Below are 19,940 nucleotides of genomic sequence, written 5' to 3'. Positions count from 1 at the left end.
GGCAAATTTTTTTATTTTTACGTGTATAAATGTGCTTCTTTCTGTTCACAATGGTTGCTGAGGTGATGAACATGAAAGAAGAAAACAAAAAAGTTTCAAAGTTGTTCCGTAAACGATGGATTGTTCCTTCCGTTTATTTGTTAAGCGCAGCGCTTATTTTAACAGGTGTGCTTTGGTTCCAAAACAAAACAAACGATATCGTCCAGCCACCTGTCGATGAGCAAACAGAACAAGGAACGGCGGTGAATGAACCAGAATCTGTTCCGGTACAACAAGCGGTTGAACAAATCATTATGCCTGTCCTTGATCCAAACGCTGTTGAAATCGCAAAACCATTTTACGATTTTCATGCATCAGCCGAAGAACAAGAAGCTGCTCTCGTCTCTTATAATGATGAATATTATCCGAACAAAGGTGTCGACATCGCGATGAAAAACGGCGAAAGTTTTGATGTGACCGCATCGTTAAGCGGAACAGTCGTCAAAGCAGAAAAAGACCCGCTCTTTGGCTACGTCGTTCATATTCAACATGATCGCGGCGTTGTGACGGTATATCAATCATTAAAAGACGTACAAGTGAAAACAGGCGACACAGTAAAACAAGGACAAGTGATCGCAAAGGCAGGCACAAGCGAGTTTAATAAAGAAGCAGGCGTCCACGTCCATTTTGAAATTCGAAAAGACGGACAAGCGGTGAACCCTGTCGCTTACTTCGATCAACCGCTAAGCGCATTAGAAAACAAAGAACAACAAACAACGGAACAACAAGAAACAAATCAAAACGAAACAGAAGAACAACAAAGCGATCCGTCAAGCACCGTTCCAGATGCTTCGATCGGAATGGCAAGAACATGAACAGATGGGCAAAATGCTCATCTGTTCGCTTTTTTATGGAATATATTTTCTTCTTCCCTAATACACTATTACAAACTTGAACAACGAGGGTGTTTGAGGTGAGATGAACGATTAATAGATGACATTGACGATTTTGTTATAAACGAGTAAACGCCACTGCGCCAAACGCCTTACACGTCTCATTTCACACTTCTCACATCCAACTTAGGGAGGGCGAGCAGTGTGCACGATTACATCAAAGAGCGTACAATCAAGATTGGCAAGTACATCGTGGAGACGAGAAAAACCGTTCGCGTCATCGCGAAAGAGTTCGGTGTGTCGAAAAGCACCGTCCATAAAGACTTAACGGAACGGCTTCCAGAAATTAATCCCGAATTAGCGAATGAAGTGAAAGAAATTTTAGATTACCATAAATCCATTCGCCATTTGCGTGGAGGAGAAGCGACAAAGAAAAAGTATAAAAAAGAAACGGAGCAAGCGACGTAAATTTGTTGTTCCACTTGTCAAAAATATTCTCTTTTTTTCGTCATCGTTGTGGTAGAATATTTTATTAGGAGAAATGGCAAGGAGGAACGTACATGTTTTTAGCAAGAGATATCGGCATCGATCTCGGCACGGCGAACGTGTTGATTTATGTAAAAGGAAAAGGCATTGTATTAAACGAGCCTTCCGTCGTTGCGATTGACCAGCATACGAAACGAGTGTTGGCGGTCGGAGAAGAGGCGCGGCGCATGGTCGGGCGCACGCCTGGGCATATTGTTGCCATTCGTCCGTTAAAAGACGGGGTGATTGCAGATTTTGAAATTACGGAAGCGATGCTAAAACATTTTTTAAGCAAACTCAATTTAAAAGGATGGTTTGCTAAACCGCGCATTTTAATTTGCTGTCCAACAAACATTACGTCCGTCGAACGAAAAGCGATTAAAGAAGCGGCAGAAAAAAGCGGTGGAAAAAAAGTGTACTTAGAAGAAGAACCGAAAGTAGCAGCGATTGGCGCAGGTATGGATATTTTTCAACCTTCTGGAAACATGGTCATCGATATTGGCGGAGGTACGACGGACGTTGCCGTATTATCGATGGGTGATATTGTCACATCCGCATCCATTAAAGTAGCGGGCGATAAATTTGACCAAGAAATTTTAAGTTATATTAAACGAGAATATAAACTACTAATCGGTGAGCGAACAGCGGAAGAAATTAAAATCAATATCGCGACTGTTTTCCCGAATGCGCGCGATGAAGCGATGGACATTCGCGGCCGCGACTTAGTAACAGGCTTACCAAGAACGATTACGATTCGCTCCGGTGAAATTGAAAAGGCGCTACGCGAAACGGTATATACGATCGTCCAAACAGCAAAAAGCGTCCTTGAGCGCACACCGCCAGAACTATCAGCCGACATTATTGACCGCGGCGTTTTCTTAACAGGAGGTGGGGCATTGCTTCACGGCATCGACCAACTTCTTGCTCAAGAATTAAAAGTGCCTGTCTTTATTGCCGAAAATCCGATGGATTGCGTGGCGATCGGCACAGGATTAATGCTTGATAACATCGACAAAGCTCCATATCGTCAACCTGTATAGGTACCATTGGGAAATGGTACCTATTCGCTTTTTCCCCACTTTTCTTTTATAATGAAAGTAGTGTAAAAACGGTGAGGGGGCTTTTGACTGTTCATGATAAATGTATAAATATTTATAAAAATTTTATAAAAATCTGATGATCATTTTATGTGAAAAAAGTCAAAAAGGGGCTGGGAGAAGATGATTCGCGCGTACAAAGTCATGCTTCTGCCCAACAATAAGCAAAAGACGAAGCTTTTTCAATGCGCAGGTGTTGCCAGATGGGCGTATAACTTTGCATTAGCGCAACAACAAGAAAATGATAAACAAGGTGGCAAATTTTTAAGTGATGGCGAACTAAGAAAAAGATTAACGCAGCTCAAACAAACGAAAGAGTACAGTTGGCTCAATCAATTCTCAAACAACATCACAAAACAAGCGATCAAAGATGCGTATCAAGCCTACAAAAACTTTTTTGAAGGACGGGCGAAGTTTCCGAAGTTTAAAACAAAAAAGCGAACACGCCCAAGTTTTTATCAAGACACCGCCAAAATCAAAATCACCGACACGCATGTGAAACTAGAAAAACTCACCCCTTCCAAAAAGAAAAGGAAACAGACATTCAACTGGATACGCCTTGCGGAACGAGGTCGTATTCCTCACGGTGCACATATAAAGTATGTCAATCCGCGCATCGTGTTTGACGGACTTCATTGGTTTTTAACGGTCGGTGTAGAGGAAGCGGAAGTGAAACATGGAACATACAACGAAGGCATTGGTATTGATTTGGGAGTAAAATCGTTCGCTACCGTCAGCAATGGGATGACATTTCCTAACATCCATCACATGCCTCAAGTGAAAAAGCTTGAAAAACAAATGAAGCGAATGCAAAGAAAAATATCGCGAAAATATGAAATGAACAAAATCCAAACAGAAAGGGGGGAATTCCGTTACAGAAAAACGGAAAACATCAAGAAACTAGAATTCCTTGTTTTGAAAAAACGCCGAAGGCTAAAAAATACCCAGCTAAACTATACCCACCACATCACCACGACGTTGGTGAAAACCAAGCCAGCGTATGTCGTGATGGAAGACTTGAATACAAGTGGCATGTTAAAAAATCGCAAGCTATCGAAAGCGATTCAACAACAAACATTCCACGAGTTCAAGCGACAAATGATGTACAAATGTGCATGGCATGGGATCGAGTTGATCGTGGCGGATCGGTTTTATCCGTCAAGCAAAATGTGCAGCTGTTGTGGTCATGTAAAAGAGAAGCTTTCTTTATCCGAACGGACGTACCGTTGCGAGGCGTGTGGGCTAGAAATGGATCGTGACCTCAACGCGAGCATCAACTTGAAAAACTATGCCAAGTAAAGCACAACATGTACCCATCCGTTAGTGGGGAAGTGAAGCCTTCGGAGCGCCAAAGAAACGAGAGTAGCGGTTCGCGAAATCGGGCGCGATGAACAAGGAAGGAAACATAGACTGTTATAAGTTTCTTATAAAGTCTTGTAAGTTTTCTGTAACGGAAGAGTGATGTTTCGCGGACTATATACAGCAGCCTCAGGCATGCTTTCACAACAACGCCGCATCGAGATGATGACGAACAATATCGCAAATGCGAATACGCCGGGCTACAAAGCTGATCAAGCATCGTTGCGAGCTTTTCCAGAGATGCTAATGCACCGCATTCAACAAACAACGATTCCGACAGAAAAAAAATTAACGTGGCGTGATCGGACGTACATTGGCCCGCTATCGACAGGTGTGTACGTGCAAGAACTTGTCCCAAACTTCGCCCAAGGCGACATACGCGAAACAGGCAACAACACCGACATGGCGATCGTCGATGGGACAGGCACATCGTTTTTTACGGTACAAAATGAAGCCGGCGACGTGCGCTACACACGAAACGGTCATTTTACGATCGATGCCGATGGTTTTTTAACGACGACAGACGGCTTGTACGTGCTCGATGAAACAGGCAACCGTATTCAAGTAGGCGATGAACAGTTTACTGTACTTGAAGACGGAACGATCACAAAAGATGGCGAACAAATCGCTCGCCTTCGCATCGCTTATGCCGAAAATGTGCAAACGCTTATGAAAGAAGGAAACGGTTTATTTCGAGCCGAACAAGAACTTCCGCCTGCTGAAACGTATACAATTCGGCAACAATATATTGAACGTTCAAACGTCGATTTGTCTCGTGCGATGACAGATATGCTTTCAGCTTACCGAGCGTTTGAAGCAAACCAAAAAATTTTACAAGCATATGATAAAAGTATGGACAAAGCGGCAAACGAAATCGGCCGCTTAAGATAGGAGGACGGCCATGCTTCGCTCAATGATTACTGCCGCCAATACAATGAATCAACTACAACAACAACTAGACGTCATTAGCCATAATATCGCCAACGTCAATACGACCGGGTTTAAAAAACGCGATGCCGTATTTGGTGAATTGCTCGCCCAACAGTTTACGAACTTGCCAAAAACAGACGAAGCGCCTCGTCTGACGCCAGCAGGTGTCCGCCTCGGTGTCGGCGCAAAAGTCGCGTCCACCTATATGCAAATGAAACAAGGTTCGGTCGTAAAAACAGATCGTCCACTTGATCTCGCTTTGACGAAAGAAGGGCAATTTTTCCGCATTTTTGTTGATGGGGCGATTCAATATACGCGCGATGGTGCGTTTTACCTTAGCCCGTCCGCAAACAATCCAGACGAACTTATGGTTGTAACAGCTGATGGTTATGCGGTGCTAAATGAAAACGATGAGCCGATTACTGTCCGCGACGGTTTTAAAGACATTCAAGTCACCCAAAACGGCACGATGCAATTCATTGCGCCAAACGGAGACATCATGCAGACGGTAAACATCGGGGTATCATATATCACCCGTCCGCAACTCATGCAGGCGCTCGGTGACAACCGTTTTGCTTTTCCAAATGGGCTCAATGTGGAAGACGCAACAATCAACTTAGCTGGCAATAATCGCAACGCCATTTCATTACAACAATACGCCCTAGAACAATCAAACGTGGAGCTAGCGACAGAAATGAGTGAACTGATGATTACGCAACGGTCATATCAGCTTAACGCTCGTGCGATTACGCTATCGGATCAAATGATGGGGCTAATTAACGGTATTCGTTCGTAGAGAGGGAAAATGTATGGAAGAAAAACAACAAAAACGCTCGCTTCGCCGTCCGCGCCGTCGCCTCGTTCCGATTTGGCTTCGTCTTGTCATTGTGTTCGTTCTCGTTCTGTTAAGTGGGATGATCGGAGCGATGGTTGGCTACGGCGTGCTTGGCGACGGAAATCCATTTGAGGCGTTAAAGCCATCGACATGGCAACATATTGTCGATTTAATCGAAAAACAGTAGTGGACAGACCACTAAAAAACATGATACATTGAAAACAAACGACGGAAGGGAGATCCTTCCGTTTTTTTATAAAGGAGGAATTCGTATGCTTGATATTCAACAAATTCAACAAATTATTCCACACCGCTATCCGTTTTTACTCGTTGATCGCATTGTTGAAGTGGAAGAAGGAAAACGCGCCGTCGGCATAAAAAACGTGAGCGCCAACGAACAATTTTTCGTCGGTCATTTCCCTGAATATCCGGTCATGCCAGGTGTATTAATCGTTGAAGCACTTGCGCAAGTGGGAGCGGTCGCGATGTTAATGAAAGAAGAAAACCGCGGTCGTCTCGCCTTTTTCACCGGCATTGATAATTGCCGCTTTAAAAAACAAGTAAAACCGGGTGACCAATTGCGTCTAGAAGTCGAAATGATTCGCTTTAAAGGTGCGATCGGCAAAGGGAAAGGCATCGCCACCGTTGATGGTGAGCTCGTATGCGAAACAGAAATGATGTTTGCGCTCGGTGAAAAATAATGCATAACCGTCTCCTTTCTGGGCATGTTATAGGTGATTACATATAAGACAGAAAGGAGACGAACGATGAAAGCAAAATGGCTACTCAAACTACTTAGCGCGCTCATCGCCATCATGGTCGTCACCGGTTGCAATAACGACGATACCGATAACGATATGAACAATCAAGAAGAAATGCAACCAGGTGAAGATACAAATGAAGGCGTCGGCGATGATGAAAACGATGCTGTCCCAGATGAAGAAGACGCCGTTGAAGATGCAGAAGACATGAACGATGCAGACAATACGGACGAATAACGTAAGAGGTTTCCTCTTACGTTTTTTTATTGCTATACTTCCTATAACAGCTAGCAAAGTTATAAAAAAACTTTGTCAATACCCGTTTTTTTATGGTACATTAACGGTTGACGATTATTATATGGAGGGTTTTTGTATATGTTAAAACAGCTTCCTCATCGCATGAAAATGAACATCACGCTGTCGATTAAAAAAGTGTTTGAACGATACATGGCAACAATCGGCTGGGACGAAACAAAATATGATGCTGCAACGTTCATGGAACAATGGCGTCATTATTTATATAATGAAGCGGCATGGTTTAACGAATTAGATGACACGATGAAAGCAAACCCACACTTTCATGAACAACTTGCCGAACGTATTAACGAAATTATCGACCAGCTCGTCAACGAACCTCCAACAGACGATCAAATCGCAGAAATTAATCGCCTCGTTGAACGGCTCGGCATCGACGATTTCCCTTACGGCTGTCGATTAGAAGCAAAATACCACATCGAACGTCTACAACAAGAGTTAAAAAAAAAGAAAAGCTAACGAAACGAGCGAGTGAAAAGCAACGAAAGCTGGCAGAAATTTTATACTATCAAGCATATGAACGTCCACTGCCGGAGCGGGAGTATACGGTGGGGGAAATTTACGAGATCATTGCACAAACGAAGCGAATGATCGAAAAAGAAGAGCACAATGAACAAATGATTCACTAACCGGCAGAACATGGCTCTGTCGGTTTTCTTTTTCGTGGAAAGAACTTTACAAAAAGGGTAGAAAAACGGAATTGCTTGTCGGTATAATGAAGCTAGTGAACGTTTTTATCGAAAATATGTGTTTCATAGGAGGACGCCATGGAAGAGACGATTAGCTTACGAGAATTATTTCAAACGTTGCGCAAACGTGCGTGGCTTATTGTAGCGATTACCGTCATCGCAACGATGACAAGCGGGGTCGTTAGCTATTTTGTGTTGACGCCAATTTATCAAGCATCGACGCAACTACTCGTAAATCAAGCGAAAAACGAACAACCAATCTACAACATTAGCGAAATTCAAACGAACTTGCAGCTTATTAATACATATAACGTCATTATGAAAAGCCCAGCCATTTTAGATATTGTAAAAGATGAACTCGATTTAAATATGCCCATTGAAGAGCTTAATGAAAAAATTAACGTCACAAGCGAAAAAGACTCGCAAGTCGTGAACGTAACAGTCGAAGATCCTGATCCATATATGGCTGCCGATATTGCGAATACCGTTGCAAGCGTATTTCAGCGTGAGATCGTGAAAATTATGAACGTTGATAACGTCAACATTTTAGCGAAGGCAGAAGTAAAAGAGCAACCTGTTCCGGTCAAGCCAAAGCCGCTACTCAATATGGCGATCGCTTTCGTTGTCGGTATGATGACAGGTGTCGGTTTGGCATTTTTACTTGAATATTTAGATAACACGATTAAAAACGAACAGGACGTCGAGAAGTTGCTTGAGCTACCTGTGTTAGGGGCAGTTACAACAATCGATGAAGAAGGAAAAGAAGCAAAAGCGTTACAAGCGAAAAAGCAAGTAAGAGGTGAGACGGTTGGTTCTTAAAAAGAAAAAGCAAGTATTTGAGCGGACGATGCGCTCACTCATTACAAAAACAAACCCGAAATCGCCAATTTCTGAACAATATCGGACGATTCGAACGAACATTCAATTTTCTGTCGCTGATCGTCCATTGCGCTCGATTATGGTCACCTCCTCTGCCCCTGCAGAAGGAAAATCAACAACCATTGCCAATTTAGCGGTCGTTTTTGCCCAACAAGGAAAAAAAGTGCTTTTAATTGATGCGGACTTACGTAAACCGACGGTCCATTACACGTTTCGTAAAGACAATTACGTCGGTGTCACGAACGTATTAACGAAACAAGCTACACTTCAAACAGCGGTGAAAGAAACAGATGTGGAAAACTTATTTGTGTTAACGAGCGGGCCGATTCCGCCAAATCCAGCTGAGTTGCTTGGCTCAGCCACAATGGAAGAACTATTAGCGGAAGCATATGATCAGTTTGATGTTGTTCTTTTTGATACACCGCCCGTTTTAGCGGTGACAGATGCCCAAATTTTAGCGAATCAATGCGATGGAACGATTCTTGTTGTCCATAGTGGAAAGACAGACATTGAGGCCGCGCAAAAGGCAAAAGAACTCCTTTTAGCGGCGAAAGGAAAGCTATTAGGTGTTGTATTAAACCAAAAGAAGCAAAAAGAAAGTAGCTATTATTACTACTATGGTAACAAATAGACAACATTCGACAAAAATTCCTATTGTCTCCTTCTATTTTCCTATGCTACTATGAATTACATGAATCTAGTTGTCGAAAGATGATGAAATCCGCCTATTTTTGGCCGATATAAAGGGAGAGAGGGGTTTGCATGATTGATATTCATAGTCACATTTTACCGTCCGTCGATGACGGAGCGAAGACGTTCGATGACGCGATCGCCATGGGGAAAGCAGCGGTTGCAGAGGGGATTACGACAATCATCGCAACCCCTCATCACCGCAACGGCACGTTTGAAAATGAGAAACAATCGATTATTGAGCACGTTTATGCATTAAATGAGGCGTTGCAAATGCATCACATTCCCCTCACGGTCCTGCCAGGACAGGAAGTGCGCATTCATGGGGAGCTTATCGAGCATTATCACGATGGCGATATTTTGTCGCTTGCGGAGACGAAGTATGTGCTTGTGGAGCTTCCAAGCAACCACGTTCCACGCTATACGGAGCAGCTCCTTTTCGATATGCAACTGCAAGGGCTTGTTCCGATCATTGCCCATCCTGAACGAAATAGCGAGCTGATCGAACATCCGAACAAGCTATACGACCTTGTGAAAAAAGGGGCATTAACACAGCTCACTGCCGCAAGCGTCGCCGGAAAGTTCGGGAAAAATATTAAAAAGTTTTCACTTCAAATGATTGAAGCGAATTTAGCTCACCTCATCGCATCTGATGCGCATAACACAACAACGCGCGCCTTTCATTTACGCGAAGCATACGATGTCATTCAAAAACAGTTCGGCTCGCAAGCTGTATATGTGTTTCAAGAGAACGCACAGCTGCTTGTTGCGAACGACACATTGTATAAAGATGCGCCAGAACGAATGAAAAAGAAAAAGTTTTTAGGTATTTTCTAAGTTTCATCGTTTCCTATACATACTATGGAATAATTGTGCATTGCTGATTTCGAACGTTTGTCGATATCGGCTTTCCTTTTCGGTGATGTCTCCTTACCGTTATCAACGGAGACACTCGGCCGTGCTGTGGGTGGGGACGATGACGGTCCTGCCACCTTAGACGCCTGTCGTCAATGGTGCGGTGTGAGGGCGGGTTAGATGCCCAATGCTAACCTTGTTTTTTATTTATGTCTCTTTTTTGCCGTGTTATAATGAGAGAAATGGTAAAGGAGGGACACAAATGAGCCAAGAATTAAAAGCTTTGCTTCGCTCTGTATTGAAGGAAGAACTACAGCCTGTTCATGAGCGATTAGAACGTGTTGAACAAACGCAACAAGAGTTACAACGCGGTCAAAAAGCATTAGAAAAGAGTGTTGCTCAAATCCAGCAAGATGTAACAGAGCTACAAGTAGGCCAGCGAGCACTAGAAAACACAGTTGCTCAAATTCAACAAGACGTCGCACAACTGCAAATGGGTCAACAAGCATTACAACAAGATGTCGCACAATTACAAGCAGGCCAACAAGCATTACAACAAGACGTCGCACAATTACAAGCAGGTCAACAAGCATTACAACAAGACGTCGCACAATTACAAGCAGGTCAACAAGCATTACAACAAGACGTCGCACAATTACAAGCAGGTCAACAAGCATTACAACAAGACGTCGCACAATTACAAGCAGGTCAACAAGCGTTGCAACAAGATGTCGTACAGTTACAAGCAGGTCAACAAGCGTTACAACAAGATGTTGCACAATTACAAGCAGGTCAACACAAGCTAGAAAATGATATGGTCGATATGAAACAATCACTCGGAAATATGGAACGGACGCAAGAAAAGATTCTCGAAGAACTACGCATATCAAAAAACAACCAGGCACTAGTCATAAATGATTTGACAAACATAAAAAAATCAATGGATGTGACGGTTGCTTATTTGCAACGTAGATCTGATGTAATATTTGATAAAATGATTGAACATGAAAAAGAAATTTTAAATTTAAAAACACGTCTACCGAACTAACTCCCAATGGGAGCTATTTTTTTGTACATCGACGTATAGGTTATGCACATATAGCATATACGTGGGTGTACAGTTTAGGAAGTGAGGGATGGATGTGAAAACGGTAAGAAAAGCGATTATCCCAGCTGCTGGGCTTGGCACGCGCTTTTTACCTGCGACAAAAGCGATGCCGAAAGAAATGCTTCCGATCGTCGACAAGCCGACGATTCAATACATCGTCGAAGAAGCAATCGAATCCGGCATTGAAGATATTATTATCGTCACAGGAAAAGGAAAGCGTGCCATTGAAGATCATTTCGACCATGCGTTCGAGCTCGAACAAGCTTTACTAAAAAGCAACAAACACGACTTGCTTGAAAAAGTAAAAGAGCCGTCTAAAGTTGATATTCATTACATTCGTCAAAAAGAACCAAAAGGACTAGGTCACGCCGTCTGGTGCGCCCGTAAATTTATTGGCGATGAACCGTTTGCGGTGCTGTTAGGCGACGACATCGTTCAAGCTGAAACACCGTGTTTAAAACAACTGATGAACGAATTTGAACAAACGAGAAGCTCTGTCATCGGAGTGAAACAAGTCGCAGACGACGAAACACACCGCTACGGCATCATCGACCCGATCGACAAAAAAGGCCGCCGTTACCAAGTGCGCCAATTCGTCGAAAAACCAGCACCAGGCACCGCCCCATCGAACTTAGCGATTATGGGTCGGTACATACTCACGCCAGAAATTTTTCTCTTCCTTGAAAAACAAGAAACCGGCGCCGGCGGCGAAATTCAACTGACCGACGCGATTCAAAAGCTAAACGAAATCCAACGCGTCTTTGCGTATGAATTTGAAGGCAAGCGATACGATGTCGGGGAGAAGCTCGGGTTTATTCAGACGACGATTGAGTTTGCGATGCAAGATGAGGAGTTGAAACAACATCTCATTCCGTTTATGGAGCAGATATTGAAAGAAGCGAAAGTGAAGGAATAAAAGGTTAGAGGGGGATGAAGGGAGTTGGCGCAATCAAGCAATGTTGCTAGTATACAAGCCCAACAAAGATATACTCAACAAGTGATTGTTAACGATAAAAAAAGTTATTTAATTGCTAAACGAACAATGGACATTATCGGAGCCATGATCGGATTAATTTCGTTATCTTGGCTCTTTCTTATTGTCGCTGTTCTCATAAAGCTAGAAGACCCAAAAGGTCCAGTGTTTTTTAAACAAATACGAGTTGGAAAAGACGGAAAACAGTTTTATATGTACAAATTTCGCTCGATGGTGACCGATGCGGAAAAGAGATTGAAAGAATTACTGAATTATAACGAAGTATCTGGTGCCATGTTTAAAATGAAAAACGACCCACGCGTTACAAAAGTCGGGAAATTTATTCGGAAGACAAGCATTGACGAGCTCCCGCAATTATGGAATGTATTAAAAGGAGACATGAGCTTAGTTGGCCCACGTCCACCTCTGCCGAGGGAAGTAGCGCAGTATACGGAATACGATAAGCAAAGACTGCTTGTCACACCAGGGTGTACGGGGTTGTGGCAGGTGAGTGGGAGAAGCAATGTTGGGTTTGAGAAAATGGTGGAGTTGGATTTGAAATACATTCGTGAACGTTCGCTCTTATACGATTTAAAGATTATACTTAAAACTATCAAAATAATGGTTAAACCGAATAGTGCTTATTAAAATCGGATAAAGGATTATGGAACGTCTCTTGCGAAAAATAGATCCTAACCAACTTCTTCAATTGTTAATGTATTAAGAGAATAAAAGAAAATCGCTGCACATTGTTTTCGAATTTTCGCTTTGTCTGTTGTAATCTTGCATGAGGATTCTCTTTTCGAGTGTTTGGTTGTGCTTTCATTCTATAGGAGATCCGCAGGCAAGGTCTATTTTTATGCTTACTCGATTTTATCTAGTATCATAGGTTATAAATATATTAATAAGAAAATCAATCTTTATCATTTGATATAGCTATACTAATAAAAACAGTATGGGAAGTTCTTCTAAAAAGAGGAGCCTATTAATTTTAAACAACGAAGAAAGAGGTATTAAAGCATGTACGATTTAACAGGAAAAACGATCCTAGTAACAGGTGGTACAGGTTCATTTGGTAAAAAATTCGTTAAAAAAGTTTTAGAATACGACGTGAAAAAAGTTATTGTATTTAGCCGTGACGAACTAAAGCAATACGAAATGTCACAAGAGTACAACGATCCTCGCATTCGCTTCTTTATCGGGGATGTTCGGGATAAAGATCGTTTATATCGGGCGTTTGATGGGGTAGATATCGTTGTGCATGCAGCTGCATTAAAACATGTTGGAGCATGCGAGTACAATCCGTTCGAAGCGATTAAGACGAATATTTACGGGGCACAAAATGTTATTGAAGCTGCGATAGATCGAGGAGTTAAACGAGTTATTGCGTTAAGTACAGATAAAGCTGCAGCACCTGTTAATCTTTATGGTGCGACAAAATTAGCTTCCGATAAATTATTTGTTGCTGCAAATTCATACGTAGGAGAAAAAGAAACTAGATTTGCGGTTGTTCGCTATGGAAATGTAGTCGGCAGCCGTGGCAGTGTGGTTCCTTTCTTTAAGAAAATGCGTCATACGGGTAAGTTACCAATCACAGACGAAAGAATGACACGTTTCTGGATTACACTTGATCAAGGTGTTCAATTTGTTTTAGATAACTTACAACGCATGCGTGGTGGAGAAATCTTTGTTCCGAAAATTCCGAGCATGAGAGTAGTAGATTTGGCAGAAGCAATTGCTCCAGAATGTAAAATCGAGATTGTTGGTATTCGTCCAGGTGAAAAACTTCATGAGGCAATGATTACTGAAGATGATGCTCGCCGCACATTAGAATTCGATACTTATTATATTATCCAACCGGAGTTTCCTTGGTGGTTAAGTGATGCAGTTGAAGGCGGAAATCCTCTTCCAGATGGGTTTAAATATACAAGTGATACAAACACTGAATGGTTAACAGTAGAAGAGTTACGAGCATTAGTAGAAGAAATGTAAAATATTTCTTCTACTTTTCTAGTTTAGGAGATGATTAAATGGAAAAAGAAATAAACTTTAAGCCATTTAGACAATCATATTTACCTTATGGCAGACAATGGATTGATGAGGATGATATTGAAGCGGTTGTAGAAGTATTAAAAGGAGATTATTTAACAACTGGTCCGTATGTCTCAACATTTGAACAAGCGGTTGCGCAATATGTCGGTGCTAAATATGCCGTTGCTTTTTCAAATGGTACGGCAGCACTCCATGGTGCTTGTTTTGCAGCAGGCATTAGTGAAGGTGACGAAGTGATCACAACACCAATGACATTTGCAGCAAGTGCAAATTGTGTGCTTTATCAAGGTGGAACGCCTGTTTTTGCGGATATTGATGAGAAAACGTACAATGTTGATCCGAATAAAATTGAAGAAAAAATTACGGATAAAACAAAGGCTATTATCCCTGTTGATTTTACAGGGCAACCGGTCGAATTAGATCGCATTTTAGAAATCGCCAGAAAGTATAACCTTGTCGTCATTGAAGATGCGGCTCATGCGTTAGGAGCGACATATAAAGGTCGAAAAATCGGCTCCATTAGTGATATGACGATGTTTAGCTTTCACCCAGTAAAACATATTACATCGGGTGAGGGCGGCATTATTACAACAAATAACAAAGAATACTATGAGAAATTGTTACAATTCAGATCTCATGGGATTACGCGCAATAAAGAAAAACTGAATGAATATCACGGTCCTTGGTATTATGAAATGCAGTTTCTTGGCTACAATTACCGCATGACGGATATTCAAGCGGCCTTAGGCACAAGCCAGCTGAAGAAGATTGATCAGTTTATTGAACTTCGTCGAAAATATGTTGCAATGTATAATGAAGCGTTTAGAGATATAGAGGAAATTACAGTTCCATTTCAACATGAAGATGGGGAGTCTAGCTGGCATCTATATATTATTCGATTAAATTTAGACAGATTAACAGCGTCAAGACGAGAAATTTTTGAAGCTTTGCAACAGCAAAATATTGGTGTTAATGTTCACTATATTCCTGTTCATTTACAACCTTATTATCAACAATTGGGTTACAAAAAAGGGATTTGTCCGAACGCTGAAAAATTATATGAAGAAATGATTACGTTACCTCTATTTCCTGCGATGAGTGAAAAAGATGTTAATGATGTAATCAAAGCAGTGAAGAGAACGATAGACTATTATAGAAAATAAGAAGGTGGAAGAGTGAAAGTTGCTGCAATTATTCAAGCGCGGATGGGCTCAACAAGGCTTCCGGGGAAAGTGTTGAAAAAAGTACTGGGTAAAACGTTACTTGAATATCAAATTGAAAGGGTAAAAAGAGCAAAAGCGATTGATGAAATTATTATCGCTACAACTACAAAAGAAAGTGATGACCCAATTGTTCAACTTTGTCAGCAACTTTCGATTCCTTATTATCGTGGTTCGGAAGAGGATGTGTTGTCACGCTATTATGAAGCTGCAACCAAATTTAATGTGGATGTAGTAGTTCGTTTAACATCAGATTGTCCAATTATTGATCCAAATGTTATTGATAAAGTGGTTGAACATTATTTAGAAAACAAAGATCGATATGATTATGTTTCGAATACATTAACTCGTACATATCCACGGGGCATGGATACAGAAGTGATGCCCTATAAAATATTAAAAAGAGCTCATGAAGAAGCTAAAGAGATAACGTTTCGTGAGCATGTAACTGCCTATATATATCATCATCCGAATCAATTTAGACTCTGTAATATTTCAAATGAAAAAGACGAAAGTAAACATCGGTGGACGGTAGATACAGAGGAAGATTTTATATTAATCAAAAACATATTAGAAACATTGTATTCAATAAATCCATTATTTACTTTAGAAGATGTCATTCGGATTTTACAAGACAAACCTGAATGGGTAGAGATTAATGCTCATATCGAACAAAAGAAACTATAGGTTGTGTTTTCAAAATGAATGTTGTATTTAGAGTTGACTCATCGGTAACAATTGGAACTGGTCACGTGATGAGATGTCTAACACTAGCAAAACAACTAAAACAAAAGAATACTAATATTGCTTTTATATGTAGGGATCTAGAAGGAAATTTAATTAACTTTATTAAAGATCATGGTTTTACCGTTTATGTTCTACCAAGAATCAGGATAAATGAGACAGACAATAACGATACTTTTAAATGGTATAAAGAAAACTGGCAACAAGATGTGCGTGAAACTCTAGACATAGTAGAAGCACACATTTCCCCACTAGATTTTTTGATTGTTGATCACTATGGTTTAGATAAAAAATGGGAATCTAAGTTTAAGCACTTTACAAAGAAACTAATGGTGATTGATGATTTAGCAAATCGAAAGCATGTTTGTGATTTTCTCCTTGATCAAAACTTGTATTTAAATTATAAAGAGAGGTATAAAAATTTAGTTCCTCCTGAATGTAAGCAACTATTGGGACCGAATTATGTGTTGTTAAGGGAAGAATTTATCGAGGCTTCTCGTCAGAAACGCTTTCGTGATGGGAAAATTCATAACATTCTTGTTTTCTTTGGTGGAACAGACCCTACAAATGAAACAATCAAGACACTGAATGCATTGGCTTTATTAGAAAATAACATAAAAGTAAATGTTGTTGTAGGTTCGTCTAATAAAAGAAAAGATGAAATTCGAGAATATTGTGATCGATACTCCAACTTCTTTTTTCATTGCCAAGTGTCAAATATGGCAGAATTAATGAATGAAGCTGATTTAGCAATTGGAGCTGGTGGGACGACAACATGGGAAAGATGTTATTTAGGGCTCCCATCCATTACAATTATTGTAGCGGATAATCAAATAGAGTTAACCGATGCTGTTAGCCAATTTGGCGCGACCATTAATCTTGGATTTAGTCATGAAGTTACATCTGAGCAAATATTTGAGGCTGTAAAGGATTTAATCGAGCATCCTAAAAAAGTTCAATTACTATCTGAACGTGCTTCTGAGCTTGTAAATCACGAAATTGTAAATACTTATCCGGTTGTTAAGGTAATCATGGAGGAACTAAAATGAGCTTATTAGAAAGTGCAAGACTAGAAGATATGAATTCCTCACATTTAGAAATGGTTTTAAGTTGGCGAAATCAGGAGCATATTCGATCGGTAATGTTCCATGATCAAATTATTTCACTAGAAGAACACAGGAAATGGTTTGACAGAGTGAAAGAAGATCAGCGAACCATTGTAAAGATATTTTATCTCGACAACGTTCCGTTAGGGGTTGTGAATTTTACTAATATAGATTTTAAAAATGGCAAATGTTCTTGGGGATTTTATGTTGGTGATCAAAATGCGCCAAAAGGTTCAGGAACTTTAATGGGATACTTAGCCTTGAATTTTATATTTGAAGGGTTAAACATCCGTAAATTATGTGCAGAGATAATCGGTTTCAATGAAAGAAGCATTCATTATCATCAGCGGTTAGGTTTTAGAACAGAAGGTGTTTTGAGAGAGCACGTCCTTAAAAATAACCAATATGCAGATGTGATATTAATGGCTTTATTTAATAAAGATTGGAAAGAACAAAAAAATAAAATAAAACATATGATAGAAGGAATGAGAGTATGAACGAAATTATTGTAGAAGGACGAAAGATTGGACCAAATCATAAACCATTTATTATTGCGGAAATGTCTGGGAACCATAATCAATCCTTAGAACGTGCTTTAGCGATTGTTGAGGCAGCTGCCAAGGCTGGGGCACACGCGTTAAAGATTCAAACATATACAGCGGATACAATGACGTTAAATTTGGAAAATCCTGAATTTAAAATTGAAGATAGCGACAGTTTATGGAAGGGGAATACATTATATCAGCTATACCAACAAGCCTATACTCCTTGGGAATGGCATAAACCTATTTTTGATCGGGCTAGGGAATTAGGGATGATTCCTTTTAGTACCCCGTTTGATGAAACAGCTGTTGACTTTTTAGAAGAATTAGATGTACCAATGTATAAGATTGCATCTTTTGAAAATACCGATATTCCACTCATTAAAAAAGTTGCTTCAACAGGTAAACCAATGATTATTTCAACGGGAATGGCAACCGTAGCTGAATTGGATGAAACTGTTCGAGCAGCGAGAGAAGCAGGTTGTAAAGATCTAGTTCTTTTAAAATGTACAAGCACATATCCAGCTTCTCCTGAAAATACAAATATAATGACCATACCGCATATGAGAGAATTATTTAATTGTCAAGTTGGCTTATCTGATCACACGATGGGAGTAGGGGTTGCAGTAGCTAGTGTTGCATTGGGAGCAACAGTAATTGAAAAGCATTTCACTTTATCAAGAGCAGATGGTGGAGTGGACTCTGCATTTTCAATGGAACCTGATGAAATGAAAGCATTAGTAGTTGAAACAGAAAGAGCATGGCAGGCATTAGGGGAAGTAAAATATGGACCAACTGAGAAAGAAAAGGCATCATTAAAATTTAGAAGATCGATTTATGTTGCAAAAGATATTAAAGCTGGAGAAAAATTCACTAAAGAAAATATTCGAGTTATTCGACCGGGGTATGGTTTAGAACCAAAGTATTTTGAAAGAATTATTGGATTAACGGCAAAGCAAGATTTAAAAGCTGGAACTCCTTTATCGTTTGATTTACTTTTTAAGAAATAAGGGGAATTTCCTGTGTTATTGATAAACAAAATAAAAGAAAATAACATCGTGCGTAATATTTTCTCATTTGGTTCAGCTACTCTATTATCTGCGGGCTTGTCTTTTGTAGTAGGGGTTTTAACAAGAAATATGCTTGGCCCTGAGCAGTATGGGTATTGGTTAACAGTATCCATGCTATTTTCTTTTGTTCCACTGTTCCAGTTAGGGACAGTGAATGCAATGAATAGAGATGTTCCGTTCTATTTAGCAAGAAAGGATTATATAAGGGCACAAGAGATAAAGAATTTAACTTTATCTTTTATATTTACTTTACCGCTATTTTTAGTTGTTATTTTTTTGGTGATAAGTGGTTTATTATTTTTTATCGATATTAGCTATGAATATCAAATAGGGTTCTTATTAGCATCTTTTATTTCGTTTTTTATCTTTTTATCTACTTATGTAGAAATGTATTATAAATCAGAACAAAATTTTAGAATGGCTTCAAAATTAGTGTCAGTAAAAAGTGTTTCGCAATCATTGCTAACACTATTATTTATATATTTCATTGGATACGAAGGTTTATATATTGGAATGCTTTTAGCTCTCATTATTGAAGTGATAATGGGGAGAAAATCTTTTCAAGGATTTAAATTTCAATTCGATTTAAATAAGTATAAAAAGCTAATCGAAACGGGTTTTCCAATATTATTGGTAGGATTAATTTGGAGTATATTAATAGCAAGCGATCGGTTAATTATAACCATTTTTATGACACCAGAAGATTTAGGTAATTATGGTGTGGGGATGTTAATATTTAACTCTATAATGCTTTTACCGCAAGTAATTGGACAAGTTTTTTACCCTAAAGTAGTAGAACTTGTAAGTATGCAAAATTATAAAGAAATTTATCGACAATATCTTAGAGTTAATTCTTTCCTTGCTATATTAATGGCATTATTAATACTTGTGCTATATTTGGTATTCCCTTTGTTCGTAAATCTATTTATACCCGACTATAATAGAGGAGTGTCAGCAGGACAAGTCCTTATTTTGGGAATCTACCCTTTAACCTTAGTTAACTTTGCAGCCAACTATTTTAATGCTACTAAAAATCATAAAGTTTATTTCCTAATACAGGTTATCACAATTTTCATAAATATTATATTATGTATTATTTTCATCTCAATTCATTTTGATATTGTATCAATAGCTTGGGCAACTTCTATATCTTATTTTTTATATTCTATAATAATGAACTATTGCTTTCTTAGTAAAATCAAACAGGTAACTATTCAGCCACATCATAAAGTGAGCTGAATATTTTTTTCTTTCCTTGTCTATGATGTGAATACTGATAGACAAGGAGGTGAATCGCATGTTGACGGTACAACAAGCT

Annotated in this window: 23 protein-coding genes; all 23 read left to right on the top strand. The window is 39.8% G+C overall.

Annotated features, from left to right (window positions below):
* Positions 1-71: 71 nt before the first annotated feature.
* The 23 genes from spoIIQ (at position 72) to LD028_RS10040 (ending at position 19,861) form a co-directional block, all read left to right on the top strand.
* A complete protein-coding gene (spoIIQ, locus tag LD028_RS10150) occupies positions 72-854 on the top strand; it encodes a stage II sporulation protein SpoIIQ (RefSeq protein WP_237811745.1) in 783 nt (260 codons plus the stop codon).
* Positions 855-1,076: 222 nt separating this feature from the next.
* Positions 1,077-1,340: a sporulation transcriptional regulator SpoIIID gene (gene spoIIID, locus LD028_RS10145; protein ID WP_003396966.1), complete on the top strand. Its 264-nt coding sequence runs from the start codon at positions 1,077-1,079 to the stop codon at positions 1,338-1,340.
* A 92-nt stretch (positions 1,341-1,432) separates the two neighbouring features.
* Positions 1,433-2,437, top strand: a complete 1,005-nt coding sequence (gene mreB / locus LD028_RS10140; RefSeq protein ID WP_077429184.1) for a rod shape-determining protein — start codon at positions 1,433-1,435, stop codon at positions 2,435-2,437.
* A 180-nt stretch (positions 2,438-2,617) separates the two neighbouring features.
* Positions 2,618-3,793 carry an RNA-guided endonuclease InsQ/TnpB family protein gene (locus LD028_RS10135; RefSeq protein WP_237811744.1) on the top strand — a complete coding sequence of 392 codons (1,176 nt, stop codon included), beginning with the start codon at positions 2,618-2,620 and terminating at the stop codon, positions 3,791-3,793.
* Positions 3,794-3,955: 162 nt separating this feature from the next.
* Positions 3,956-4,744, top strand: a complete 789-nt coding sequence (gene flgF / locus LD028_RS10130; RefSeq protein ID WP_237811743.1) for a flagellar basal-body rod protein FlgF — start codon at positions 3,956-3,958, stop codon at positions 4,742-4,744.
* Positions 4,745-4,754: 10 nt separating this feature from the next.
* Positions 4,755-5,579 (top strand): flagellar hook-basal body protein, encoded by an 825-nt coding sequence (locus LD028_RS10125; protein ID WP_171700166.1) that lies wholly within the window; start codon positions 4,755-4,757, stop codon positions 5,577-5,579.
* 13 nt (positions 5,580-5,592) lie between these two features.
* Positions 5,593-5,805: a DNA-directed RNA polymerase subunit beta gene (locus LD028_RS10120; RefSeq protein ID WP_237811742.1), complete on the top strand. Its 213-nt coding sequence runs from the start codon at positions 5,593-5,595 to the stop codon at positions 5,803-5,805.
* 85 nt (positions 5,806-5,890) lie between these two features.
* Entirely contained in the window at positions 5,891-6,319 is a 429-nt protein-coding gene (gene fabZ, locus LD028_RS10115) for a 3-hydroxyacyl-ACP dehydratase FabZ (RefSeq protein ID WP_012576163.1), read from the top strand.
* 66 nt (positions 6,320-6,385) lie between these two features.
* Positions 6,386-6,616, top strand: a complete 231-nt coding sequence (locus LD028_RS10110; RefSeq protein ID WP_006319939.1) for a hypothetical protein — start codon at positions 6,386-6,388, stop codon at positions 6,614-6,616.
* Positions 6,617-6,754: 138 nt separating this feature from the next.
* The gene (locus LD028_RS10105) at positions 6,755-7,153 is read left to right on the top strand and encodes a hypothetical protein (RefSeq protein WP_077429853.1); all 399 of its coding nucleotides are present in this window, start codon (positions 6,755-6,757) and stop codon (positions 7,151-7,153) included.
* A gap of 308 nt (positions 7,154-7,461) precedes the next feature.
* The gene (locus LD028_RS10100) at positions 7,462-8,202 is read left to right on the top strand and encodes a YveK family protein (RefSeq protein ID WP_237811741.1); all 741 of its coding nucleotides are present in this window, start codon (positions 7,462-7,464) and stop codon (positions 8,200-8,202) included.
* A 28-nt stretch (positions 8,203-8,230) separates the two neighbouring features.
* Positions 8,231-8,893 (top strand): CpsD/CapB family tyrosine-protein kinase, encoded by a 663-nt coding sequence (locus LD028_RS10095; protein ID WP_237811827.1) that lies wholly within the window; start codon positions 8,231-8,233, stop codon positions 8,891-8,893.
* 131 nt (positions 8,894-9,024) lie between these two features.
* Complete coding sequence (locus tag LD028_RS10090; protein WP_237811740.1) at positions 9,025-9,789, top strand: tyrosine-protein phosphatase; 765 nt, start codon at positions 9,025-9,027, stop codon at positions 9,787-9,789.
* Positions 9,790-10,069: 280 nt separating this feature from the next.
* Entirely contained in the window at positions 10,070-10,855 is a 786-nt protein-coding gene (locus tag LD028_RS10085) for a coiled-coil domain-containing protein (RefSeq protein ID WP_237811739.1), read from the top strand.
* A gap of 94 nt (positions 10,856-10,949) precedes the next feature.
* Entirely contained in the window at positions 10,950-11,831 is an 882-nt protein-coding gene (galU, locus tag LD028_RS10080; RefSeq protein WP_237811738.1) for a UTP--glucose-1-phosphate uridylyltransferase GalU, read from the top strand.
* Between the two features lie 51 nt (positions 11,832-11,882).
* Positions 11,883-12,536 (top strand): sugar transferase, encoded by a 654-nt coding sequence (locus LD028_RS10075; protein ID WP_370642817.1) that lies wholly within the window; start codon positions 11,883-11,885, stop codon positions 12,534-12,536.
* 372 nt (positions 12,537-12,908) lie between these two features.
* A complete protein-coding gene (pseB, locus tag LD028_RS10070; RefSeq protein WP_237811736.1) occupies positions 12,909-13,880 on the top strand; it encodes a UDP-N-acetylglucosamine 4,6-dehydratase (inverting) in 972 nt (323 codons plus the stop codon).
* Positions 13,881-13,918: 38 nt separating this feature from the next.
* Positions 13,919-15,103 carry a UDP-4-amino-4,6-dideoxy-N-acetyl-beta-L-altrosamine transaminase gene (gene pseC / locus LD028_RS10065; RefSeq protein ID WP_237811735.1) on the top strand — a complete coding sequence of 395 codons (1,185 nt, stop codon included), beginning with the start codon at positions 13,919-13,921 and terminating at the stop codon, positions 15,101-15,103.
* Positions 15,104-15,115: 12 nt separating this feature from the next.
* Positions 15,116-15,847, top strand: coding sequence for a cytidylyltransferase domain-containing protein (locus LD028_RS10060; RefSeq protein WP_237811734.1), 732 nt, complete (start codon positions 15,116-15,118; stop codon positions 15,845-15,847).
* Between the two features lie 14 nt (positions 15,848-15,861).
* Complete coding sequence (gene pseG, locus LD028_RS10055) at positions 15,862-16,953, top strand: UDP-2,4-diacetamido-2,4,6-trideoxy-beta-L-altropyranose hydrolase (RefSeq protein WP_237811733.1); 1,092 nt, start codon at positions 15,862-15,864, stop codon at positions 16,951-16,953.
* Entirely contained in the window at positions 16,950-17,507 is a 558-nt protein-coding gene (gene pseH, locus LD028_RS10050) for a UDP-4-amino-4,6-dideoxy-N-acetyl-beta-L-altrosamine N-acetyltransferase (protein WP_237811732.1), read from the top strand. Before pseG ends, pseH begins: the two co-directional genes overlap by 4 nt.
* Positions 17,504-18,562, top strand: coding sequence for a pseudaminic acid synthase (gene pseI / locus LD028_RS10045; RefSeq protein ID WP_237811731.1), 1,059 nt, complete (start codon positions 17,504-17,506; stop codon positions 18,560-18,562). The genes pseH and pseI overlap by 4 nt, the downstream gene beginning before the upstream one ends.
* A gap of 12 nt (positions 18,563-18,574) precedes the next feature.
* The gene (locus tag LD028_RS10040) at positions 18,575-19,861 is read left to right on the top strand and encodes a lipopolysaccharide biosynthesis protein (RefSeq protein ID WP_237811730.1); all 1,287 of its coding nucleotides are present in this window, start codon (positions 18,575-18,577) and stop codon (positions 19,859-19,861) included.
* Positions 19,862-19,940 lie beyond the last annotated feature (79 nt).

Source organism: Anoxybacillus sp. LAT27, from assembly GCF_022030075.1.
Classification (GTDB): domain Bacteria; phylum Bacillota; class Bacilli; order Bacillales; family Anoxybacillaceae; genus Anoxybacillus; species Anoxybacillus kestanbolensis.
This window is presented reverse-complemented; position numbering and strand designations above follow the sequence as displayed.

Excerpts from the sequence above, each read along its gene's own strand:
- spoIIQ (WP_237811745.1), top strand. The coding sequence starts at position 72 with ATGAAAGAAGAAAACAAAAAAGTTTCAAAGTTGTTCCGTAAACGATGG.
- mreB (WP_077429184.1), top strand. The coding sequence starts at position 1,433 with ATGTTTTTAGCAAGAGATATCGGCATCGATCTCGGCACGGCGAACGTG.
- LD028_RS10135 (WP_237811744.1), top strand. The coding sequence starts at position 2,618 with ATGATTCGCGCGTACAAAGTCATGCTTCTGCCCAACAATAAGCAAAAG.
- flgF (WP_237811743.1), top strand. The coding sequence starts at position 3,956 with ATGTTTCGCGGACTATATACAGCAGCCTCAGGCATGCTTTCACAACAA.
- LD028_RS10125 (WP_171700166.1), top strand. The coding sequence starts at position 4,755 with ATGCTTCGCTCAATGATTACTGCCGCCAATACAATGAATCAACTACAA.
- LD028_RS10120 (WP_237811742.1), top strand. The coding sequence starts at position 5,593 with ATGGAAGAAAAACAACAAAAACGCTCGCTTCGCCGTCCGCGCCGTCGC.
- fabZ (WP_012576163.1), top strand. The coding sequence starts at position 5,891 with ATGCTTGATATTCAACAAATTCAACAAATTATTCCACACCGCTATCCG.
- LD028_RS10110 (WP_006319939.1), top strand. The coding sequence starts at position 6,386 with ATGAAAGCAAAATGGCTACTCAAACTACTTAGCGCGCTCATCGCCATC.
- LD028_RS10105 (WP_077429853.1), top strand. The coding sequence starts at position 6,755 with ATGTTAAAACAGCTTCCTCATCGCATGAAAATGAACATCACGCTGTCG.
- LD028_RS10100 (WP_237811741.1), top strand. The coding sequence starts at position 7,462 with ATGGAAGAGACGATTAGCTTACGAGAATTATTTCAAACGTTGCGCAAA.
- LD028_RS10095 (WP_237811827.1), top strand. The coding sequence starts at position 8,231 with ATGCGCTCACTCATTACAAAAACAAACCCGAAATCGCCAATTTCTGAA.
- LD028_RS10090 (WP_237811740.1), top strand. The coding sequence starts at position 9,025 with ATGATTGATATTCATAGTCACATTTTACCGTCCGTCGATGACGGAGCG.
- LD028_RS10085 (WP_237811739.1), top strand. The coding sequence starts at position 10,070 with ATGAGCCAAGAATTAAAAGCTTTGCTTCGCTCTGTATTGAAGGAAGAA.
- pseB (WP_237811736.1), top strand. The coding sequence starts at position 12,909 with ATGTACGATTTAACAGGAAAAACGATCCTAGTAACAGGTGGTACAGGT.
- pseC (WP_237811735.1), top strand. The coding sequence starts at position 13,919 with ATGGAAAAAGAAATAAACTTTAAGCCATTTAGACAATCATATTTACCT.
- pseG (WP_237811733.1), top strand. The coding sequence starts at position 15,862 with ATGAATGTTGTATTTAGAGTTGACTCATCGGTAACAATTGGAACTGGT.
- pseH (WP_237811732.1), top strand. The coding sequence starts at position 16,950 with ATGAGCTTATTAGAAAGTGCAAGACTAGAAGATATGAATTCCTCACAT.
- pseI (WP_237811731.1), top strand. The coding sequence starts at position 17,504 with ATGAACGAAATTATTGTAGAAGGACGAAAGATTGGACCAAATCATAAA.